This window comes from Cellulomonas denverensis, assembly GCF_012396125.1.
GTDB lineage: Bacteria > Actinomycetota > Actinomycetes > Actinomycetales > Cellulomonadaceae > Cellulomonas > Cellulomonas denverensis.
The window spans coordinates 390399-408749 of record NZ_JAAXOX010000004.1 but is presented as its reverse complement, the minus strand read 5'-3'; the positions used below and the strand labels follow the sequence as shown (position 1 = coordinate 408749).

At 73.1% G+C, this 18351-nt stretch carries 16 protein-coding genes, 1 tRNA gene and 1 other RNA gene; 7 read left to right on the top strand and 11 right to left on the bottom strand.

The features are described from left to right. Positions 1 to 1699: 13E12 repeat family protein (locus HGA03_RS11120; RefSeq protein WP_168630315.1), on the bottom strand; the 1699-nt coding region annotated here is incomplete at its 3' end. Positions 1700 to 2013: 314 nt separating this feature from the next. Beyond that, a complete protein-coding gene (locus tag HGA03_RS11115; RefSeq protein WP_168630314.1) occupies positions 2014 to 2574 on the bottom strand; it encodes a hypothetical protein in 561 nt (186 codons plus the stop codon). A 110-nt stretch (positions 2575 to 2684) separates the two neighbouring features. Here HGA03_RS11115 and HGA03_RS11110 point away from each other — a divergent pair, with 110 nt between their 5' ends. Beyond that, a complete protein-coding gene (locus HGA03_RS11110) occupies positions 2685 to 3638 on the top strand; it encodes an Fpg/Nei family DNA glycosylase (RefSeq protein WP_168630313.1) in 954 nt (317 codons plus the stop codon). 4 nt (positions 3639 to 3642) lie between these two features. Here HGA03_RS11110 and HGA03_RS11105 read toward each other — a convergent pair whose 3' ends face one another. The 3 genes from HGA03_RS11105 to HGA03_RS11095 are packed head-to-tail and all read right to left on the bottom strand — an operon-like array spanning position 3643 to position 4983. Next, on the bottom strand, positions 3643 to 4083 hold the full coding sequence (locus HGA03_RS11105) for a GNAT family N-acetyltransferase (protein WP_168630312.1): 441 nt from the start codon (positions 4081 to 4083) through the stop codon (positions 3643 to 3645). Positions 4084 to 4103: 20 nt separating this feature from the next. Next, complete coding sequence (locus tag HGA03_RS11100; protein ID WP_168630311.1) at positions 4104 to 4760, bottom strand: DUF1684 domain-containing protein; 657 nt, start codon at positions 4758 to 4760, stop codon at positions 4104 to 4106. A 31-nt stretch (positions 4761 to 4791) separates the two neighbouring features. Further along, complete coding sequence (locus HGA03_RS11095) at positions 4792 to 4983, bottom strand: hypothetical protein (protein ID WP_168630310.1); 192 nt, start codon at positions 4981 to 4983, stop codon at positions 4792 to 4794. Positions 4984 to 5039: 56 nt separating this feature from the next. Between HGA03_RS11095 and HGA03_RS11090 the strand changes: the two genes are divergently transcribed. Both HGA03_RS11090 and HGA03_RS11085 read left to right on the top strand, forming a co-directional pair. Further along, positions 5040 to 5984: an LLM class F420-dependent oxidoreductase gene (locus HGA03_RS11090; protein ID WP_168630309.1), complete on the top strand. Its 945-nt coding sequence runs from the start codon at positions 5040 to 5042 to the stop codon at positions 5982 to 5984. Positions 5985 to 6039: 55 nt separating this feature from the next. Next, the gene (locus HGA03_RS11085) at positions 6040 to 6867 is read left to right on the top strand and encodes a DUF4870 domain-containing protein (protein WP_168630308.1); all 828 of its coding nucleotides are present in this window, start codon (positions 6040 to 6042) and stop codon (positions 6865 to 6867) included. On the opposite strand, the gene HGA03_RS11080 is transcribed toward HGA03_RS11085, so the two are convergent. After that, positions 6800 to 8161 (bottom strand): glycosyltransferase 87 family protein, encoded by a 1362-nt coding sequence (locus HGA03_RS11080; RefSeq protein WP_239073711.1) that lies wholly within the window; start codon positions 8159 to 8161, stop codon positions 6800 to 6802. The genes HGA03_RS11085 and HGA03_RS11080 overlap by 68 nt on opposite strands. 149 nt (positions 8162 to 8310) lie before the next feature. Between HGA03_RS11080 and HGA03_RS11075 the strand changes: the two genes are divergently transcribed. Beyond that, positions 8311 to 9621 carry a uracil-xanthine permease family protein gene (locus tag HGA03_RS11075; RefSeq protein WP_168630307.1) on the top strand — a complete coding sequence of 437 codons (1311 nt, stop codon included), beginning with the start codon at positions 8311 to 8313 and terminating at the stop codon, positions 9619 to 9621. Between the two features lie 80 nt (positions 9622 to 9701). Here HGA03_RS11075 and HGA03_RS11070 read toward each other — a convergent pair whose 3' ends face one another. The 3 genes from HGA03_RS11070 to HGA03_RS11060 form a co-directional block, all read right to left on the bottom strand. Continuing rightward, complete coding sequence (locus HGA03_RS11070; RefSeq protein WP_168630306.1) at positions 9702 to 10382, bottom strand: LytR C-terminal domain-containing protein; 681 nt, start codon at positions 10380 to 10382, stop codon at positions 9702 to 9704. Continuing rightward, the gene (locus tag HGA03_RS11065) at positions 10382 to 10681 is read right to left on the bottom strand and encodes a type II toxin-antitoxin system VapB family antitoxin (RefSeq protein ID WP_168630305.1); all 300 of its coding nucleotides are present in this window, start codon (positions 10679 to 10681) and stop codon (positions 10382 to 10384) included. The genes HGA03_RS11070 and HGA03_RS11065 overlap by 1 nt, the downstream gene beginning before the upstream one ends. Positions 10682 to 10818: 137 nt before the next feature. Beyond that, positions 10819 to 10903 (bottom strand) — tRNA-Ser (locus tag HGA03_RS11060). 69 nt (positions 10904 to 10972) lie between these two features. Between HGA03_RS11060 and HGA03_RS11055 the strand changes: the two genes are divergently transcribed. The 3 genes from HGA03_RS11055 to ffs all read left to right on the top strand — a co-directional run bounded on the left by HGA03_RS11055 (position 10973) and on the right by ffs (position 15191). Then, complete coding sequence (locus tag HGA03_RS11055; RefSeq protein WP_168630304.1) at positions 10973 to 11686, top strand: AAA family ATPase; 714 nt, start codon at positions 10973 to 10975, stop codon at positions 11684 to 11686. Positions 11687 to 12447: 761 nt separating this feature from the next. After that, positions 12448 to 15054, top strand: coding sequence for a LuxR C-terminal-related transcriptional regulator (locus HGA03_RS19610; protein WP_168630303.1), 2607 nt, complete (start codon positions 12448 to 12450; stop codon positions 15052 to 15054). A gap of 40 nt (positions 15055 to 15094) precedes the next feature. Continuing rightward, positions 15095 to 15191: signal recognition particle sRNA small type (gene ffs, locus HGA03_RS11045), an RNA gene on the top strand. A gap of 21 nt (positions 15192 to 15212) precedes the next feature. On the opposite strand, the gene HGA03_RS11040 is transcribed toward ffs, so the two are convergent. Beyond that, positions 15213 to 16673: a CehA/McbA family metallohydrolase gene (locus HGA03_RS11040; protein ID WP_168630302.1), complete on the bottom strand. Its 1461-nt coding sequence runs from the start codon at positions 16671 to 16673 to the stop codon at positions 15213 to 15215. 85 nt (positions 16674 to 16758) lie between these two features. Further along, complete coding sequence (locus HGA03_RS11035; protein ID WP_168630301.1) at positions 16759 to 18129, bottom strand: ABC transporter substrate-binding protein; 1371 nt, start codon at positions 18127 to 18129, stop codon at positions 16759 to 16761. Between the last annotated feature and the right edge of the window lie 222 nt (positions 18130 to 18351).

The following is an 18351-nucleotide window of genomic DNA, read 5'->3' as shown; positions in this document are numbered from 1 at the left end:
GGCCGTTGAACTCGATGGTGTGGTCCAGGTCGCATCTGGTTGCGGGGACGTCGCATCCGGGTCGTGCGCAGCGCCGGTCGCGTGCTCGCACGTGGGCGGCCAGGGGGTCTGGTGGCCGGTAGCGGCGCCGCCCGACGTCCAGGACGGCCCCGGTCTGGGGGTCGGTGACCAGCCGCCGCCAGGTCGCCCCGGCAGCGAACGCGGCCTGGCGTGCCTGGTCGGCGTCCACCGGTCCGATGCCGTGCAGGTCGCCGGGGAGCTCGTCCAGCCCGAGCAGGGTGGTCAACGCGACCGTGACATGCACCGTGGTCGCACCGTGCGGGCGGGTGCAGGTACCCGCGGTGGCCGGTCGGTGGGTGGGCGCGCCCACGTCCTGGGTGCCGGTGCCCGCATCGGAACCCGTGCCCATGGCCACCACCGCACCGGTACCGCTCCCGGGCGCGCCAGCGTCCCCGGTGCCGGTCACCACGCGCCCGCCGGGGCCAGCGGCCACGTCGGCGTTGGTGGCTCGGGGGTGGCCGGTGTCGCGGGTGCCGACCAGGGCATGCGCGCAACCTGGCGGGTTGTCGGTGCCGTGGGTGCCGACCAGGGCATGTCCGCGACCTGGCGGGTTGTCGGTGCCGTGGGTACCGGTCAAGCCGAAGGCGTCGCTTCGGGTGTGGTCATAGTCCGCGGAGCTCGCATGCGTGCCGCCCGCGCCTGTGGCCCTGCTCTCGACCGCGTCCGCGCTGTCGGGTCCGGGCCCGCTCACCCGGTCGACCGGGTCGTCGAAGTCGGCGGTCCACGGTGGTGGTCCCAGGACCAGGTCGCGTAGCCCGTCGGCGCGTAGTTGGTCCAGGGTGCGGGGGTCACCGCTCGCGCGGGCGGTCCGGGCCGCGGTGTACAGCAGCCCATCGACCCGCGCGGCGTCCACGGCGGGTAGCACCCACCACATCCCGGCCATCCCGTCGGCGAGCAGCATCGGGTGGGTGACGCGGCGGGTGCGGCGGGCGCGGCGGTGCTGATCGCCCGCGTAGGCCCCACCGACCTCGACCAACACCCGGTCCACGTCCCGGCGCAGCTGGGTCACCGTGCGCCGCCCAGCCTCGGGCAACACGCGTTCTTGGACCTCGATCATGACTTCGGCGTCCATGCCGTGCAGCCGGTCGACCAGGACCCGGGCCCGGCGGGCATCGACCTGCCCGCCCGCCAACGCCTCACCCACCGGGTGCAGGATCCCTTCGAACGCCACCCCCGAGGCCACCAGCGCCGCGGTGGTCTGTCTGGATTCGGCCAACCGCATCGCCAACTCATCAGCGGCCACGCACCCGTCCTGCATCCGGGTGCTCGGCGACCCGGTCGGGCGCATCGAGTCCCGGTGAGCCAGCGTTGCGGCCCACGCGGCGGCCTTCGCCTCGGCCCAGGCGGCCATCCGGCGGGCTGCGGCGACCATCTCGACCGCTTCGTCGTCGGTCAAGGAGTCCGCCGGGACCGTGTCGAGCAGGGTCGCCAGCGACGGGCCGGGGGCCACGGTCGCGAGTGTGCGCGCCCACGCGGTGACCCCGTCGCCACGTTCGGGGGCGTCGTGGGGTGGGGTGGGTGGGGCGAGTAGCAGGTCCCATACGGCCTGATCGGGCTCGGCGGCCACGCGTGCGGACCCGGGCAAGGCGACCACACCGGACGTGGTGTCCGGGTCGTGTTCGCGCAGGTCAGGTCCCATGTCACGACACTAGACCCCACCACTGACACTCCTCCGCGAACCGGCGAACCGGCGAACCGGCGAACCGGCGAACCGGCGAACCGGCGAACCGGCGAACCGGCGAACCGGCGAACCGGCGAACCGGCGAACCGGCGAACCGGCGAACCCGCGAACCCGCGAACCCGCGAACCGGCAACCCGCGACCCGGAATCCCCGCATCGTCGCGAGCGCGGGACTGGAGCCGCCCGAGCCGGCAGCAGCGCGAGGGGCCGGGGAGTGTGCACTCCCCGGCCTCTCGTTCGGCCTGGTCGCCCGGGCGTCGTGGATGCCTCGGGTCAGCTGTGCCAGGGCTGGACGGCGACGAGCTGGAAGTTCTCGTCCAGGTACACGTCCGTCTCCCAGCCGTCGGCGCGGGTCACCTCCACCTCGTAGCGGTGGGTCGGGTCGTCGCTGTACTCGGCCGCGGTGACCACACCGTCGTCCCCGGCGGCCTGCAGGGCGGCGATCGCGGCCCGGGTCAGGGTGTCGCCGGTCAGCTCGATGTCGTCGGAGTACGCGATGGCGGGGTCGGTGATGGCGTCGGCGCCGGACCGGTCGGCCGGTGCGGCCGTGGCGGAGTCGTTCCCGGTCCCGGTGCCGGTGCCGGTGGTGCTGCCGGTGTCGTTCTGGCCGGTGGTGTCGGCCGCGGTGACGCGCTGAACCGTGATGTCGTCGTCGGAGCGCCCGATCAGCACGCCAGCACCGACGGCGCCGCCGAGCACCAGCACACCGGCCACCGCGCCACCGATGATCCACGGTGCGCGCGAACGGCGGACCGGCTGCGGGGCGGGGGCGGCGTACCGCGGGGCGGGCGGCGGAGTGTCGCCGGGCTGGGGGAGGTTCGTGTCGTTGGTCATGGGCAGGACCATGCCGGGTGGCCGCTGAACGGAACCTGACAGCAGCTGAACGCCGCCTGACAGTGCTGGTCCCGCCCTCGCGCGTGGGTGGCCGCCCCTACCCTGGGCCCATGCCCGAGGGTCACACCGTCCACCGCATCGCCCGTCAGTTCGCCCGCGACTTCGTCGGGCGCAGGCCGGCGGTCAGCTCGCCGCAGGGCCGGTTCGCCGCGGGTGCCGCGCTGCTGGACGGGCGGGAGGTGCTCAGCTCCGCGGCGGTGGGCAAGCAGCTGTTCCTGGGCTTCGACGGTGGGCAGGTGCTCCGGGTGCACCTGGGGCTGTACGGCGCCTGGGACTTCTTGGGCGCGGTGTCGCCGCTGGATGAGGGGGCTGGTGCGGTGGCGACGCTGGGCGCTCCGCGGGTCCGGCGCCGGATGGGCGAGGGCGAGCTGGCCGCCGAGCTGGCCGCCGAGCTGGCCGCGGAGGACTTCCCGCCGGCACCGGTCGGGCAGGTCCGGGTCCGGCTGGCCACCGACCTCACGGTCGCCGACCTGCGCGGGCCGACCGCCTGCGAGGTGCTGGACCCGGCGGCGGCCGCGGCGGTGCTCGACCGGCTGGGCCCCGACCCGGCGCTGGAGGCCGACGTGCTGGCCGGCTTCGGCCGGACCTCCACCAGCGAACCCGGCGCCCAGGTGGTGCGGGCGATCACCGCTCGCCGCACGCCGGTCGGCCAGCTGCTGATGGATCAGGCGGTGGTCGCCGGGATCGGCAACATCTACCGGGCGGAGCTGTTGTTCCGGGCCCGGCTGGACCCGCACACCCCGGGCCGGGCGGTCCCGGCCGAGGTGGCCCGGGCGCTGTGGGACGACTGGGCGGTGCTGCTGGAGGACGGCATCCGGACCGGGGTGATGCTCACCCGCGAGGACCTGGACGACGAGGGCCGGGCCGCGGCGCTGCTCGACCAGTCGGTGCGGCACTGGGTGTACGGCCGGGCGGGCGAGCCGTGCCGGGTCTGTCGCACCCCGGTCGTGGTCGAGGAGATGGCCGGGCGCAAGCTGTACTACTGCCCGGTGTGCCAGCGCTGACCGGTCAGGGCCGGCGGATCATCGGCACGTGCGGGATGCCGTCCTCGTCGTAGGTCGCGCCGTCCCGGACGAAGCCGTATCGGCCGTACCAGTGCTCCAGATGCTCCTGGGCGTGCAGGTGGATCGCCGCCGCCGGGCCGCACAGCTCGATGCCGCGCTCCAGCAGTCCACCAGCGACGCCGCGACCGCGCGCCGCCGGGGCGGTGGCCACCCGGCCGATCGCCGGGGTGTCCGACCCGTGCCGCAGCACCCGGATGCAGCCCAGGACCTCACCGTCCTCCTCGGCCCACACCTGCAGGGTGTCCGGCAGCAGGTCGAGGCCGTCCAGGTCGGGGTAGGGACAAGTCTGCTCGACGACGAAGACGTCCACCCGGAGCCGGAGCAGCGGGTAGAGCTCCGCGGCGGTGATCTGGTCGGAACGGCGGACGACGGTGCGCAGGCTCACCGGGGCAGCTTAGGCCGCAGTCAGCCCAGCTCGACCTCGGTGACCAACAGCGGATCGACCTGCAGTTCGCCCACCGGGAGCGGCATGGACAGCACATTGCCCCGGCTCGGCAGCGGGCAGGCCCACGCCGGGTCGTAGGCGCAGGACGGGTTGTAGGCGAAGTTGAAGTCCAGGATCAGGCCGCCGTCGGTGGCCCGCCCCAGGTCGGCGCCCTTGACCGTGTCCAGCAGGTACCGGCCGCCGCCGTAGCTGCTCCGGTTGCTGGTGGCGTCCTTGACCGGCAGGAAGATCCCGCCGCCGTAGGTGCGCAGCGCCCACACCGCCAGGGTGCCCAGGTCGCCGAGGTCGACCTTGCCCACCCGGTCGAAGGGCACGATCCCGTCGGTGCCGGTGGCGACCTCCATCCGCTGCGGCAGTGTCGCCCGGACCCGCACCTCGAACCGGTACGCCGGGTCGTAGGGCGCCACCGCGAGTCCGGTGAACACCGCCTTGGCGGCCGGCCGCAGCGGGGAGGCGGCATGGTCGGCGAACAGGTTGTCCCGCTCCAGGATCCAGTGCGCGTGCGCGGCCGCCGGGTCCTCCACGGCGATGTCCCGCACCCGGGCGTACATCTGCGCGACCCGCCGCCGCCAGTCCGCCACGGCGAGGGCGTCCAGGGCCTGGCCGAGCGGGTTCATGACCTCACCCTGTCACGTCCCGCAGCGCGATTCACCCGGACCCGCCCGATCGACGATCCAGCCGCCGCAGCGCCCGCAGTTCCCGGACCGCCACCGCCGCGCAGATCAGTGCCGGGACCCACGCCCAGGCCCGGCCGCGCAGCACCGCGCCCAGGCAGAGCAGGGTCAACAGCCCGGCCCCGACCACCACGGCGAGGCTGGACCATCGGATGCGGCTGCGCATCCGCCGACGGTAACCCCCGCGCGCCGGTACCGCCCAGGGCGTGAAAGGCTCGGCGCATGGACCTGAGGATCTTCACCGAACCGCAGCAGGGCGCGAGCTACGACGACCTGCTCACCGTCGCCAAGGCCACCGAGGACCTGGGATTCGACGCCTTCTTCCGCTCCGACCACTACCTGGCGATGGGCGGCGACGGACTGCCCGGCCCCACCGACGCCTGGACCACGCTGGCCGGACTGGCCCGGGAGACCAGCCGGATCAAGCTCGGCACCCTGGTCACCTCGGCGACCTTCCGGCACCCGGGGGTGCTGGCGATCCAGGTCGCCCAGGTCGACCAGATGTCCGGCGGGCGGGTCGAGCTCGGCCTCGGCGCCGGCTGGTTCGCCGAGGAGCACGCGGCCTACGGCATCCCGTTCCCGGCCAAGCGCTTCGGGCCGTTGACCGAGCAGCTGGAGGTGATCACCGGCCTGTGGGCCGCGCCGGTCGGTGAGCGGTTCAGCTATGACGGCGAGCACTACACGCTGGCGAACAGCCCCGCGCTGCCCAAGCCGGTGCAGACCTCCCCGCTCGACCCGTCGAAGGCCGGTGTCCCGGTGATCGTCGGCGGCCTCGGCCCCAAGAAGACCCCCGCGCTCGCGGCCGGGTTCGCCGCCGAGTTCAACCTGTCCTTCCCGCCGCTGGACCAGATCGGGGAGAAGCTGGACGGCGTGCGCGACGCCTGCCGGGAGATCGGCCGCGACCCGGAGTCGATCACGATGTCCACCGCGCTGGTGCTGGTTGCCGGCCGGGACGACGCCGAGGTCGACCGTCGTGCCGCGGCGATCGGGCGCGACCCGCAGGAGGTGCGCGGGGTGGGCATCGCCGGCACGCCCACCGCGATCGTCGACCGGCTGGGCAGCCTGGCCGAGCTCGGGATCAGCCGGGTCTACCTGCAGGTGCTCGACCTGCACGACCTGGACCACCTGGAGCTGGTGGCCTCGCAGGTCATGCCGCAGGTGGGGTGACCGGGCGCCCGAGGGCGCAGCGGGGGTGGGACCGGACGCAGCAGGAGGAGAGCACGTGAGCGAGTCGCAGAAGGCAAGTGAGCCGGACGGCGGGGGCGGGCAGCCGGACGGCGGGTGGGGGCCGCCGCCGGGGTACGCGCAGCCGGCGGGGTACGGCGGGTCCGGTGCTGATCCGGCTGGTGACGGGACGCCCGGGTACGGGCAGCCCGGCGGACCGGAGGGGGCCGGTCGCGATCAGTCCCAGGGCACCCCGGTCGGGTACGGGACGCCCGGCCACGGCGCGCCCGGGTACGGCCAGCCCGGCCCCACGGCCCCCGGCTACGGGCAGCCCGCCGGCCCCGGCTACGCCCCGCCGCCCCGCTACGGTCAGCCCGCTGGCCCCGGCTACGCCTCGCCGCCCGGCTACGGTCAGCCGGCTGGCCCCGGCTATGTCCCGCCGCCCGGCTACGCCGGCGCTCCGGGCTACCCTCCGCCGCCCGGCTATCCCTACGCCCCGGTGCGTCCGGCCTCGACCGGCGCTCTGCCGTGGGGACTGGGCCTGCTGATCTTCGTGCCGATCCCGTTCGTGTCCTCGATCGCGGCGTCGCTGGCGATGATCCTGTCCGCCCGCACGGCGGCGCAGCAGGTGCCGTCCGCGCGGGAGAACGCGAACCGGGCGGGCAACTGGGGGCTGACCTACCTGATCGCCACCCTGGTGCTGCTCGGGGCGCACTTCAGCTCGCTGTTCGTCGGGTACACCTCGTCGCACTTCTTCCCGTTCGGGTTGATCATCCTGACCTGGGCGGCGGTCAGCGTGCTGCACGTGGTGTTCAGCATCATCGGGCTGGTGCAGGCGTCCCAGGGGCGCCGGGTGTCCGTGACCGGGCTGCCGATCTTCCGCTGATCCCGGTCCGCCACAGGTCCCGGGCGACCACGGCCAGGGTCACCACCAGCAGCACGTTCCGGGCGACCAGCAGCAGGGTGGGCCCGGCGACGCCGGCGGTGATCGGGTCGTAGGCGATCGGGAACACCCACTGGGTCAGCCCGGCGATCGCCAGCACCAGCACGGTGACCGGTCGCCAGGCCCGGGCCGACTCGCGTCCGGGCCTGGCCAGGCCGACCACCACCGGTCCGGCCAGCCAGCCGATGAACTGCGGCGAGCCGACCTTGTTCGCCACGATCAGCACCAGGGCGATCAGCAGCGCTCCGCGGGCCAGGAACGCCGCGTGGTCGAGCCCGGCGCCGGCGCGCAGCCGGACCCAGAGCAGCAGGGCGGACGCGGCGGCCAGGGCGACCGGCAGGGCGAGACTGAGGGCGGCGGCCATGGTGGCGGTGCCGGGGCCGGTGATCTCCCAGGTGATGATCTCGTCGTTCATCCAGATCCGGATGCCGTCGTCGACCAGGCCGCGCAGCACCCAGCCGGTCGCCGCCACCGACTCCAGTTGCAGCCCGCGCTCGCCCTGTTCGCCGAGGAAGCTGAACAGGTGGGACAACCCGCCCCCGGCCGCAACCAGCCCGGCGACCAGCACGCACACCGCGGCGGCGGGCAGCACCACGGTGCGCCAGGCCCGGCGGGCGATCATCACCAGCGGCAGCAGCAGGGCACCGGGGGCGACCTTGACCCAGGCGCCGAAGGTCAGCAGTGCGGAGGCGACCGCCGGGTGCCGCAGGGCCAGCGCCAGGGCGGTGACCACGATCGGGGCGACCACCGCGTCCAGCCGGCCGATCGCCACCGGCCCGAGCAGCAGGATGAACGCGAGCCACCACCACACGCCGAGCACCGGCCCGGTACCGGTGCGGGACGCCGGGCGGGTCACCCGGAGCAGCGTCCAGGCGGCGAGCGCGTTCAGTGCGGTGATCAGCACGGTCCAGGCGATCGCGTAGGCGCGGGTGTCCCAGGTGTCGACCAGGCCGGGCAGCAGCATCGGCACGATCGCCCCGGCCGGGTAGACCCAGTCGCCGTCCAGCACCGGCCAGGTGCCCTGATGCAGGCCCTGCCACATCCACCAGCGGTACAGGTCGACGTCCCAGAACGCCCGGGTCGGGATCAGCACGGTGCCGACCACGCCGATCCACAGGTGCACGGCGGCGAAGGCGGTCACCAGCGCGGCACGGGAGCGCAGCGCACGCGACCAGGGCGGGAGGGTGGTCGTGCCGGTGATCTCGCACCTCCAGCGGTCGGGCGTGGCGCGCCACACCCTACGCGGCCGGAGTGTGCGGGGCCGGGTCGGCGGGTCGCACCGCTACGCTTGCCTTCCGGGCCCCGCACGGCCTCGACGGCGCAGCAGCGACCGTCCCCCCGACCACGGGCCCGGCCAGTTCCCGGGCCGCCTAGGAGGCAGATCCGGTGAGCATCTTCGGCTGGCAGGTCCACGGCGACGGCCGGCACATCGGCACCGGTGCGGTGGTCGCCCCGGACGAGCGGCTGTCCTGGCCGCGGACCATCGGCATCGGTATGCAGCACGTGGTCGCGATGTTCGGTGCGACCTTCCTCGTGCCGCTGCTGACCGGGTTCTCCCCGGCGACCACGCTGCTGTTCAGCGCGATCGGCACCGCGCTGTTCCTGATCATCACCGGCAACCGGCTGCCGTCCTACCTGGGGTCGAGCTTCGCGTTCATCGCCCCGATCGGCGCCGCCACTGCGAGCTCCGGCCAGTCCGCCGCGATGGGCGGCATCCTGGTCACCGGTCTGCTGCTGGCGACCGTCGGGGCCGTGGTGCACTTTGCCGGGGCGCGCTGGATCGATCTGGTGATGCCGCCGATCGTCACCGGCACGATCGTGGCGCTGATCGGGTTCAACCTGGCGCCGGCGGCGTGGAACAACTTCCAGCTGGCGCCGGTGACCGCGGTGGTCACGCTGGCCGGGATCGTCCTGGTCGCGGTGCTGTTCCGCGGTCTGCTCGGCCGGCTGTCCATCCTGGTCGGCGTGCTGATCGGTTACCTGGTCGCGGTGATCCGTGGTGAGGTCGACTTCACCGCGGTGAAGGAGGCCGCCTGGTTCGGGCTGCCGGACTTCGTGACGCCGACCTTCGAGCCCAAGTTGCTCGGGTTGTTCCTGCCGGTGGTGTTCGTGCTGATCGCCGAGAACGTCGGCCACGTGAAGTCGGTCGCCGCGATGACCGGCCGGAACCTGGACCACCTGACCGGCCGGGCGCTGTTCGCCGACGGTGTGGCCACCACCTTCGCCGGGATCGGCGGCGGGTCCGGTACCACCACCTACGCCGAGAACATCGGCGTGATGGCGGCGACCCGGGTGTACTCCACCGCCGCGTACTGGGTGGCGGCGGGCACCGCGCTGGTGCTGAGCCTGGTGCCCAAGTTCGGTGCGCTGATCAACACCATCCCGGTCGGGGTGCTCGGCGGGGCGACCACGGTGCTCTACGGGATGATCGGCATCCTGGGCGCCCGGATCTGGGTGCAGAACAAGGTCGACTTCTCCGACCCGGTGAACCTCACCACCGCCGCGGTGGCCCTGGTGATCGGGATCGCGAACTTCACCTGGGTGCTCGGCGACGCGAGCTTCGAGGGGATCGCGCTCGGGTCGGCGGCGGCGATCGTGGTCTACCACGTGATGCGCGGGGTGGCCCGGTGGCGGGGCACCGGCCAGGAGCCGGCCTCGCCCGCCTCGGTGCCGGGTGGCACCGAGCTGGAGCACTGAGCTGCGGCACTGAGCCGGAACTGACAGCGGGCCCGTCGGACCAGGTGGTCCGGCGGGCCCGTTCGTCGTGGGTGGGTGCCTCAGCCCTCGGCCGGGGGCTCCTCGCCCTCGGGCTCGGCAGCGGCGGTCGGCTGCGGCTGGGCGACCGGCTCGACCTGGTCCATCGGGATGCAGCCCTCCGGCGCGACGAACGGCTGGTCGGCGGCCAGCACCACGTCACCGGCGGCGACCAGCGCGTTGTAGGAGGTGCCGACGATCACGTCGACGCTGGCGTCCTCCCGGTTGTCCAGCACCAGGCGCGGGGAGTCGAACTGGGCGGCGACCGTGTATGCCTGCGCGGCACCCTGGGCGCCGAACTGGATCAGTGCGGTGCCGTCCTGGGTGCCGGAGAAGCCGACGTCGCTGGCGTTGCCCTGCACGCCGATCACGAAGCCGCGCCCGGCCAGCGAGGTCGAGGTCTCACCGGCGAGTCCTGCGCGGTTGGTGCCGTTGTAGACGTTCACCGTGATCTCGCTGTAGGGCACCGGCAGCGCACCCTCGGGCGGGCAGGGCGAGTTCGCCGCGGCCAGTCCGGTCGGCGCCGGTGAGGCGATGTCCTGGGACAGGAACGGCAGGCTGAGGTTGCCGGTGTAGACGGCCGCGGCACCGAAGGCGGCGACCGCCATCGCGCCGAGCATCACGCCGAAGATCACCGCCTGGCGCTCTCGGACGCGGCGGCGCCGGCGCTGGCGGGCGAGGTCGGGGCGGGGGTCAGTGCTCATCACTCATCGATCACCAGGACGCGGGCGTGCAGGACAGGACGTTGCTGCAGGGCAGCTCGGACCGCCCGGTGCAGGCCGTCCTCCAGGTAGAGCGTGCCGCGGAACTGCACCACGTGCGCGAACAGGTCGCCGTAGAACGTCGAATCCTCGGACAGCAGATTGTCCAGGTTCAGCGTGCGCTTGGTGGTGACCAGCTCGTCCAGGCGGACCTGGCGCGGTGCGACCTCGGCCCACTGCTTGGGCGTGACGAGACCGTGGTCGGGGTACGGACGCCCCTCACCCACCGCCTTGAAGATCACAGCGGCGAGTGTAGGTGAGAGCGGTGTGCCCACGGGGGCGTGGCTCGCGGAGCATCGGTGCCGGAACGGTAACGACCGGATCCGGGGCCGGACAGCACCGAGGCCCCGCACCGGCACGGTGACGGGGCCTCGATCGGCGGAGGATGGGGGATTCGAACCCCCGAGGGCTTGCACCCAACACGCTTTCCAAGCGTGCGCCATAGGCCACTAGGCGAATCCTCCTGGCAGTACGCGGATACCAGGGTACAGGACCCCGGACGGTGGTCGGTGCCACGTGCTGGACTGTGACCCGTGACCGCCTTCGACTCCCGCCCGGTGCGCCGGGTCCGCCGCGACGACCGCCCCACGCCGGACGGTGAGTGGTTCGCCCGGGTGCCCGCCGTGGCCCAGGTGCTGGCCGAGGGCTGGGACCTGGATCGGGTGACCGTGCTGGTGGGGGAGAACGGCTCGGGGAAGTCGACCCTGGTGGAGGCGGTGGCGATGGCCTTCGGGCTGGGCGCCGAGGGTGGGTCCGCCGATGCCCGGAACGTGACCCGGCCGTCGGAGTCCGGGCTGTGGCGGCACCTGCTGCTGGAGCGCGGTGCGGGGGCGGCGCGGACCGGGTTCTTCCTGCGCGCGGAGACCGTGCACGGCTTCGCCAGTTACCTGGAGCAGATCGGGTCGCCCGGGGCGGCGCTGCACGAGATGTCGCACGGGGAGTCGTTCCTGGAGCTGATCGGTACCCGGATGACCCGGCCCGGCCTGTACGTGCTGGACGAGCCGGAGTCGGCGCTGTCGTTCACCAGCAGTCTGGCGCTGCTGGCGCAGCTGCGGGACCTGGCGGACGGCGGCGGTCAGGTGCTGCTGGCCACGCACTCGCCGGTGTTGGCGGCGCTGCCGGGGGCGACGATCTGGGAGGCCGGCCCGTGGGGGTTGCGGCGGTCGGCGTGGGACGAGCTGGAGTTGGTGCAGGGCTGGCAGGGGTTCCTCGCGGCGCCGGAGCGGTACCTGCGGCATCTGGGGTGATCCGGCTCGCGGAGCCCACGGTGTTACCGGGTCGTAGGTCCTCAGTGTTCTGGCCGAACGCACTGACATGATGCCGTGCGCACGCTGGCTTCCGGCGACGATTCGCGGAGAGATGGTGAAAACACACGGTTTCCGCAGCTCAGGGCCCTAGCGTTATCAGTGGCCGTTCCGAAAGAGCCTGAACTGGACTCTCTCCGTAGTGGCCTCCTCGTCTACGTCACTGACGCGGGCCGACGGCCTGGATGTCACGGGCGACGAGGCGAGGGATCGAACGGCACCACCGCGGCCGCCACACGGCAACGTGTTCGGCGGCCGACCCGGACTCCGCCGAAGCCAAACCACCCGGTCGTCGCACCGTGCCTGTTCCCCGCCGGCTCTGGTGCCGGACGAGCGAACTCCCTGACCCCGGTGGGGGTGTGCGGCCCCCATCTTGCGTACCCCCACCGGATTTCCGCGCCGAATGCGACTGTCAGGTCGCGAGGTGGCCCGGGACCCCTGCCCGCGAGCCGCCGGGGCGTCATGCGTTCCCGGCTGAGAGGTGACCGCATGAGCCGTCGACACCATCGCCCCGGCCGGCACCTGGACACCAGGCGCCGGCACGCGCTGCGAGTTGCAGGTCCGGTACCGGGGTGCTCGACTGGCGGCGATCAGCGAGGCGCCCGCCCGGTCGCGGAGCCGTGGTCGTCGTGATCTTCCTCGACCGAGAGTGGAGGATCGGCGACCCCGTGACCGGACGGCCAGGTGCGGCGAAGGAGTCGTCCGTGCGGAATGCCGAGGTGCACCGGATCGTCGACCTGGCACTGCGCCGCCGCAGCGTGCGGGTGGTCGGCGGCAGATGGACGGGGCGCACGACGACGCTGCGAGCGGTCCACCGGGCGCTGTCCGAGGCCGGCCGTGAGACCTACCACGTCAGTTGCACCCCCGGCGTGCCGGCGTTCGAGTCGTTGCGGATGAGTCTGCCGCCACGGGTGTCCGGACTGCTGGACGCTGGGCCACCGGCTTTCTCCGAGGTCTACACCGTGCTGCGGGACTACCTGACCGGCGACGAGCGCGTGGTGCTGCTGGACGACGCAGACGTGCTGGACGAGGCCTCGCGCGGGGTGATCACCCTGCTGCACAAGCACCTCGGGACGGCCATCATCGCGACGACCCTGCCCGCCCGGAGCGAGGACGACGGCGGCGCTTGGCTGGCCAGCACCTCCCACCCGCTGGTGCAGCTCCACCTGGGTGGGCTCGGGCTGGAGGAGACCCACCAACTCCTCTCCCAGCGTGCGGACGGGCCTGTGTCGCCGCAGGTCGCCGCCCGGATCCACAGTGACTCGGCCGGGGTGCCCGGGCTGGCGCTGGCCATCCTGGACGGCGCGATCGGGCATGGGGCGATCCGGATGGTCGGCGACACCTGGACCGGCGACAGCGTCTGGTCACCCGAAGTCCAGGGCGTGTACGCGACCTACCTGGCGGGTTACCGACCCGAGGTCCGGGAGGCGGTCGAGATCCTCGCGGCCGCCGGGGCGGTGCCCTCCGGACTTGCCACGGCGCTGGTCGGCGCGGACCTGCTGGATGAGCTGAACGCAGCGGAGCTGGTGCAGGCGGTGCCGGCCGGCCCCGACTACCTGATCGCGCTCGACCCGCCCGGGCTCGCCGACTACGTGGACCGCAAGCGGATGACCGGCCGGCAGCGCCGGTTGCTGACCGAGGCGATCGGCCGGGTGCTCACCGGGCCGTGGACGATGGACGAGGACACCACCCGGCTGATCGCCCGGATGAAGGGCCGGCTGAGCGAAGGCACCGACTTGGCGACTTACCCGGGTCGGCAACCGCCTGAAGGGCCGGAGTACATCGGCGGGATCTTCGCCCAGACCTTCGACGCCGACGTGGCGGCGGCGACCGTGCACTGGCGGGCCGACCGGCAGGTGCGGACGGCGGTACCGCTCCTGCGGGTGCTGTTGTCGGGGACCCGGGACCGGCTCGCCATCCACCGGGTGTTCGCGGAGACCGACGTGAACAGCGACGTGGACTCCTTCGACTACGTCGAGTTCGCCTACTACCGCGCACGGTGGTTGCTGGGTGAAGGGCTGAGCGCGGAGCAGATGGAGGCGCAGCTGACGGCGACCCTGCCGGACGGGATCGTCTACCGCGAGGCGCTGTCCAGCCTGCTGTACACACTGCACGTCGAGTTCGACCGGTTGCCGGGCGACTACGCCCGGGTGCTCGCGCCACGCTGTGCGGGCGACGGACTGGATGCCGCCGCGGCCCGGGTCGCACTGGCCGCCTGCCATGTCGTCGCGGGCCGGGCGGACGAGGCGCACGCGATACTGGACGTGGACCGGGCTGACTGGCCGCGCTTCCTCGTCGACAGCGCCGACTGGCTGACCGGACTGGCCCTGTACGCCCGGGGTGACTTCACCGAGGGCTTCGCGCTCGGGCGAGGCATGGCCGAGCGGGCCACCGCGCGGTTGTCCCGCCCGCTCTACGTCGCAGCCTGCGTCGTCTCCGCCTTCGACCTGGGGGCCCGCCTCGAACTCGGCGCCGCGCGCAGTCAGTTGCTCCCGGTGCTGTCCTCGGGTGCGATGGCCGGAACGCTGGTGCTGCCGCCGGACCGATCCATCCCGGTGCTGCTCGCCAGCCTGTCGATCTACGTCCAGCACCGGTCGGTGTCCTCCGGGTTGGTCGATCTGGCCGCAGGCGACAACGGGTGCGGCGAGGCGATGCCCTTCGCCAGCCGCACCTGGGTCGCGGCGTTGGAGCTGTACGCGCACGGCAGACTCGATGAATGCGCCGAGCTGCTGGACGGGACGATCCGGCAGCTCCGGGAGAGAGGCTACGCTCTGGCCGCCGACACGACCGAGATGAACCGGCTGCTGTTGCGGTACGACGCGCGGCGAGCCGAGGCGTTCACCGAGTCGGCCCGCCGGATCGGCGGCCCCCTGTACGTGAGCTACCTGCAGGCCAAGCGCGCCATGGTCGACCAGGACCCGGAGGCGCTGTCCGCCGTGGCGGCGACCCTCAAGGAGTCCGGCTCAGCGCAGGCGGTGACCAGCTACCTCACCGCGGCGGGGATGTTCGCCGACCGGAACGACTTCGACGCCGCGAACGCCGCCCGCGCGGCCGCCCGGGCCCTGCAACAGGAACGGCACCTGCAGCCCGCCCGGCAGGCCGGGATCGAGCACCTCACCGACCGGGAGTGGGAGGTGGTGCACCTGGTCGCCCGGGGCTGGCCGAACGGCGACATCGCCGAGAAGCTCTTCCTCAGCCGGCGCACGGTCGAGAGCCACATCTACAGCATCCGGCGCAAGACCGGTGCTGCCAGCCGGGCCGCGGTCGGCAACCTGGACCGGTACGGGCCTGCGGGGGCGATCGCGGGCTGACCCGAGTCGGAGCAGGGCCCCGGACTGGGTTACCCTGGTGCTCGACCCCTCGTGCGGCGTCATCTCGCTGAACCCCCCCAGGGCCGGAAGGCAGCAAGGGCAGGTGAGCTCTGGCGGGTGTGCGGGGGGTCCTGTTATGCCCGGACCCGCCGAGCACGTCAGCGGTAGAACCGGGCGGCGCGGTCGTACAGGTCCAGCACCTGGTCCCGGTGCGCCGCGCCCGCGAACCGGGTGCGGTCGGCCCGGGCTGCCGCGGTCAGCTCATCGACCCAGTGGGCGAAGAACGCCCGGTCGTCCGGGTCCGGCGGTGCGTCGCGGTCGACGTAGACCGGGCTGGTGTGCGCCAGGCGGACCGTGACCGGGTCCGGCACCCACGCGCGGACCGCCAGCCAGCCGCACCGGGTCAGGTCGACGGTGGTGTCCAGCTCCGGCCCGTCGGTGCGGGCGACCACCCGGCCGTCGGCGACCACCTCGATCGTGCTGTGTGGGCCGGTCCACCGCACGGACGCCCGGACCCGCGCCGGTCCGGCCGGCACGGTGGCGCCGGGGCCCTGTCCGTCGACGGTGCAGGTCAGCAGCGGGCCGTTGGTGACCATCGAGCGGCCGGCCCGCAGCGCGTCGTAGAACCCGGCGACGGTGAGCGGACCGGGGGCCTGGACGTAGACCCGGTTGTAACCGGGCGGGGCGGGCATCACCCCGGAGGCGGACCCCGCGGAGGCAGGCACCCGCAGACCGCAGCGCAGGTACCGGTAGTAGAGGTCCAGGTGGTACCGGCTGGTGCCGGCGGCGCCGGGGTACCGGCTGCGGTCCCGGGGGCGGCCCCAGGCCTCGTTCGCCAGGAACCCGCCGGGCAGGAAGTGGTTGTTCAGGACCCCGACGCTGTCCGGGGCGCCGGTGGCCATCATCACCGGGGTCTCCCACCAGGTGAGCTTCTCGCAGTCGAACCAGGCGCCCCGCGCCCGTGCCCGGTCCACCAGGTCACGGCCCGGCGGGTACCACCAGGAGCGGGCGTCGGTGCCGGGCAGGTCGGCCACCGAGGCGCCGTGCAGCAGCCAGGCGCCGCCGCCGCGCTCGTCCTCGGTCACCGGGGCGACCACGTGCCGGTCGCCGTCCACGGTCGTGGCCGCCCGGGGCGGTCCGGCCAGGTCGTCGGCGGCCGGCTGCCCGGTCCACCGGGTGACGACGGCGGCCAGGTGCAGGTCCTCCGCGCGCAGCAGCAGGCCGGCGTCGGCGAGCGGGCGGTGCACGTGCAGGTCGCCGGACCACCAGCCCTCGGCGGCCAGGTCGGTCCAGCGCTCGGGCACCGCGCTGACGTGGGTGGTGCCCGGGCCGGCGTCGATCCGGCGTTCCACCCGGTGGTGCTCGGGGCCGCGCTCGGCGATCACCGTGCAGGCGCCGCGCGGGACGGGCACCTCCACCACGCCGTCGCTGACCAGGTGCCGGGTGTAGCCGGGCACCGAGCCGGAGCGGTCGGTGGCGTCCAGGTCCAGGTCCATCGCGCCGGGCCGCTCGGCGGCGGTCCGGTCGCGCACGGCGTGGTCCGGCAGGCACCAGGTGCCGTCGCCGGCCTGCACGCTGAGCCGGGCCGGGCCGCCGGTGTCGATGGTCAGGGTCGGCACGGGTCCTCCTCGGTGGCCCGGGACGCCGCGAGGGGCCCGCCGGTGGTCCCGGCGAGCCCCTCGCGGTACTTGGTCATGGCGGTGATCAGCCGCCGGTGATGTTGTCGTAGGCCCGCATGGCCGCGGTCTGCGCCTCGGCCAGAGCGTCCTCCGCGGTCTTGTCACCGAGCAGCACGTTGGTGACGGCGTTCCTCAACTCGTTCTGGATCTCCTGACCGGCGGGGGAGGACCCGAAGGTCTGCCCGTACTCGACCACCTCGTAGTAGGTGGCGATGGTCTGGTCGAAGCCCTCGTCGCCGGTCGGCTCGACCCAGAGCTCGCGCAGCTCCTGGTCGGCCTGCGGCGAACCGGTGAACAGGCCGGTGTTGATCGAGTCGTTCTCGGCGACCGTTTCACCGCGGGCCTCACCGGCGGCGAGCCAGGCGTCGTGCGAGGTCAGGCTCAGCATCCAGGCGCAGGCCGCGTCCTTGTTCTCGGCCGCGGCCGGGATGACGAAGGCCTGCCCGCTCGCCACCGAGAACGGCTCACCGTTCTGGTCGCGGAACGGCACGGCACCGATCTCGACCTGGCCCACGTAGTCGCCCAGCACGTTCGGGTACCACTGGGCGTTCACCTGGGCGCCGACCTGGTCGGCGACGAACTGGTTGTTCTCCCCGAAGGTGTCGAAGGAGTCGGTGAACGACCGGACCTTGGCGTAACCGCCCTGGGCGTCGACGACCTGCTTGAGCAGCTCGATGCCCGCGATGTTGGACGGGTCGTCCAGCGTGGGCACGCCGTCGGCGTCGTTGAGCTGGCCGCCCATGCCGAGCACCCAGAGCTCGGCCTGGCCGTTGGCCTGCGGGTCGAGGCCGAGCACGGACGGGTTGCCGCCGCTCTCCTGGTACATCTTGGAGATCGCGTCGATCAGGACCTCGGGCTGGGAGGTGTCGATCTGGTCGGCGGTGACGCCGGCGGCCTCCATCACGCGGGTGTTCAGGATGATCGCCGGGGGCTGGTAGAACTGCGGCACCCCCCAGACCTCGTCCTCGTACCGCATGTCGTCGACCACCGACGGGTAGTACTGCTCCTCCGGGACGACGTCGTGCGCCTCGTAGCAGGCGTTCAACGGGAGGATCAGGTCCTGCGCGGCGTAGGTGGTGACGAACCGGCGGTCCATCTGCACGACGTCCGGGACGTCGCCGCTGGCGAGCCGGGTGGTGAACTTCTGGGCGTCGAAGGCGGTGGCGTCCAGCTCGATGTCGAGGTCGGAGAGCTCTTCGGCGGCGAAGTCCAGCCGGGACTGGCCGACATCGTCGGCGTTCTCGAAGCCCCAGGCGCTCAGGGTGCCGGTGGCCTCGGTGCCGAAGCTGGTCGGCTCGGAGGTGTTGCCCCCGTCCCCGCCACCGCTGCTACAGGCAGCCAGGGCAAGCGCGGTGATCGGCAGCAGCGCGACCACGGTGCGACGACTCTTGGTCATGAACCTCTATCCCTTCGTCGGGCGGCGGGGCGGCGTCGTTACCACCCTGCCGGGTGACCCCGGTACGAGACCGATGGTCTGCAAACCTTCCCACATTGGACGTTAGTCGCGCCCGCCGTGGCGGAACAAGATCGCAACGGTCACGGTGTGATTACGCATGTTCTCCCGCTTCTCTGCATGGACTCGGCGCCGTGACGATGGCTAGGCTGATGTGGCAACGAT

Bases quoted from the DNA above. Each gene is read 5' to 3' on its own strand.
- HGA03_RS11115 (WP_168630314.1), bottom strand. From the start codon at position 2,574: ATGACCAACGACACGAACCTCCCCCAGCCCGGCGACACTCCGCCGCCC.
- HGA03_RS11110 (WP_168630313.1), top strand. From the start codon at position 2,685: ATGCCCGAGGGTCACACCGTCCACCGCATCGCCCGTCAGTTCGCCCGC.
- HGA03_RS11100 (WP_168630311.1), bottom strand. From the start codon at position 4,760: ATGAACCCGCTCGGCCAGGCCCTGGACGCCCTCGCCGTGGCGGACTGG.
- HGA03_RS11095 (WP_168630310.1), bottom strand. From the start codon at position 4,983: ATGCGCAGCCGCATCCGATGGTCCAGCCTCGCCGTGGTGGTCGGGGCC.
- HGA03_RS11090 (WP_168630309.1), top strand. From the start codon at position 5,040: ATGGACCTGAGGATCTTCACCGAACCGCAGCAGGGCGCGAGCTACGAC.
- HGA03_RS11070 (WP_168630306.1), bottom strand. From the start codon at position 10,382: ATGAGCACTGACCCCCGCCCCGACCTCGCCCGCCAGCGCCGGCGCCGC.
- HGA03_RS11035 (WP_168630301.1), bottom strand. From the start codon at position 18,129: ATGACCAAGAGTCGTCGCACCGTGGTCGCGCTGCTGCCGATCACCGCG.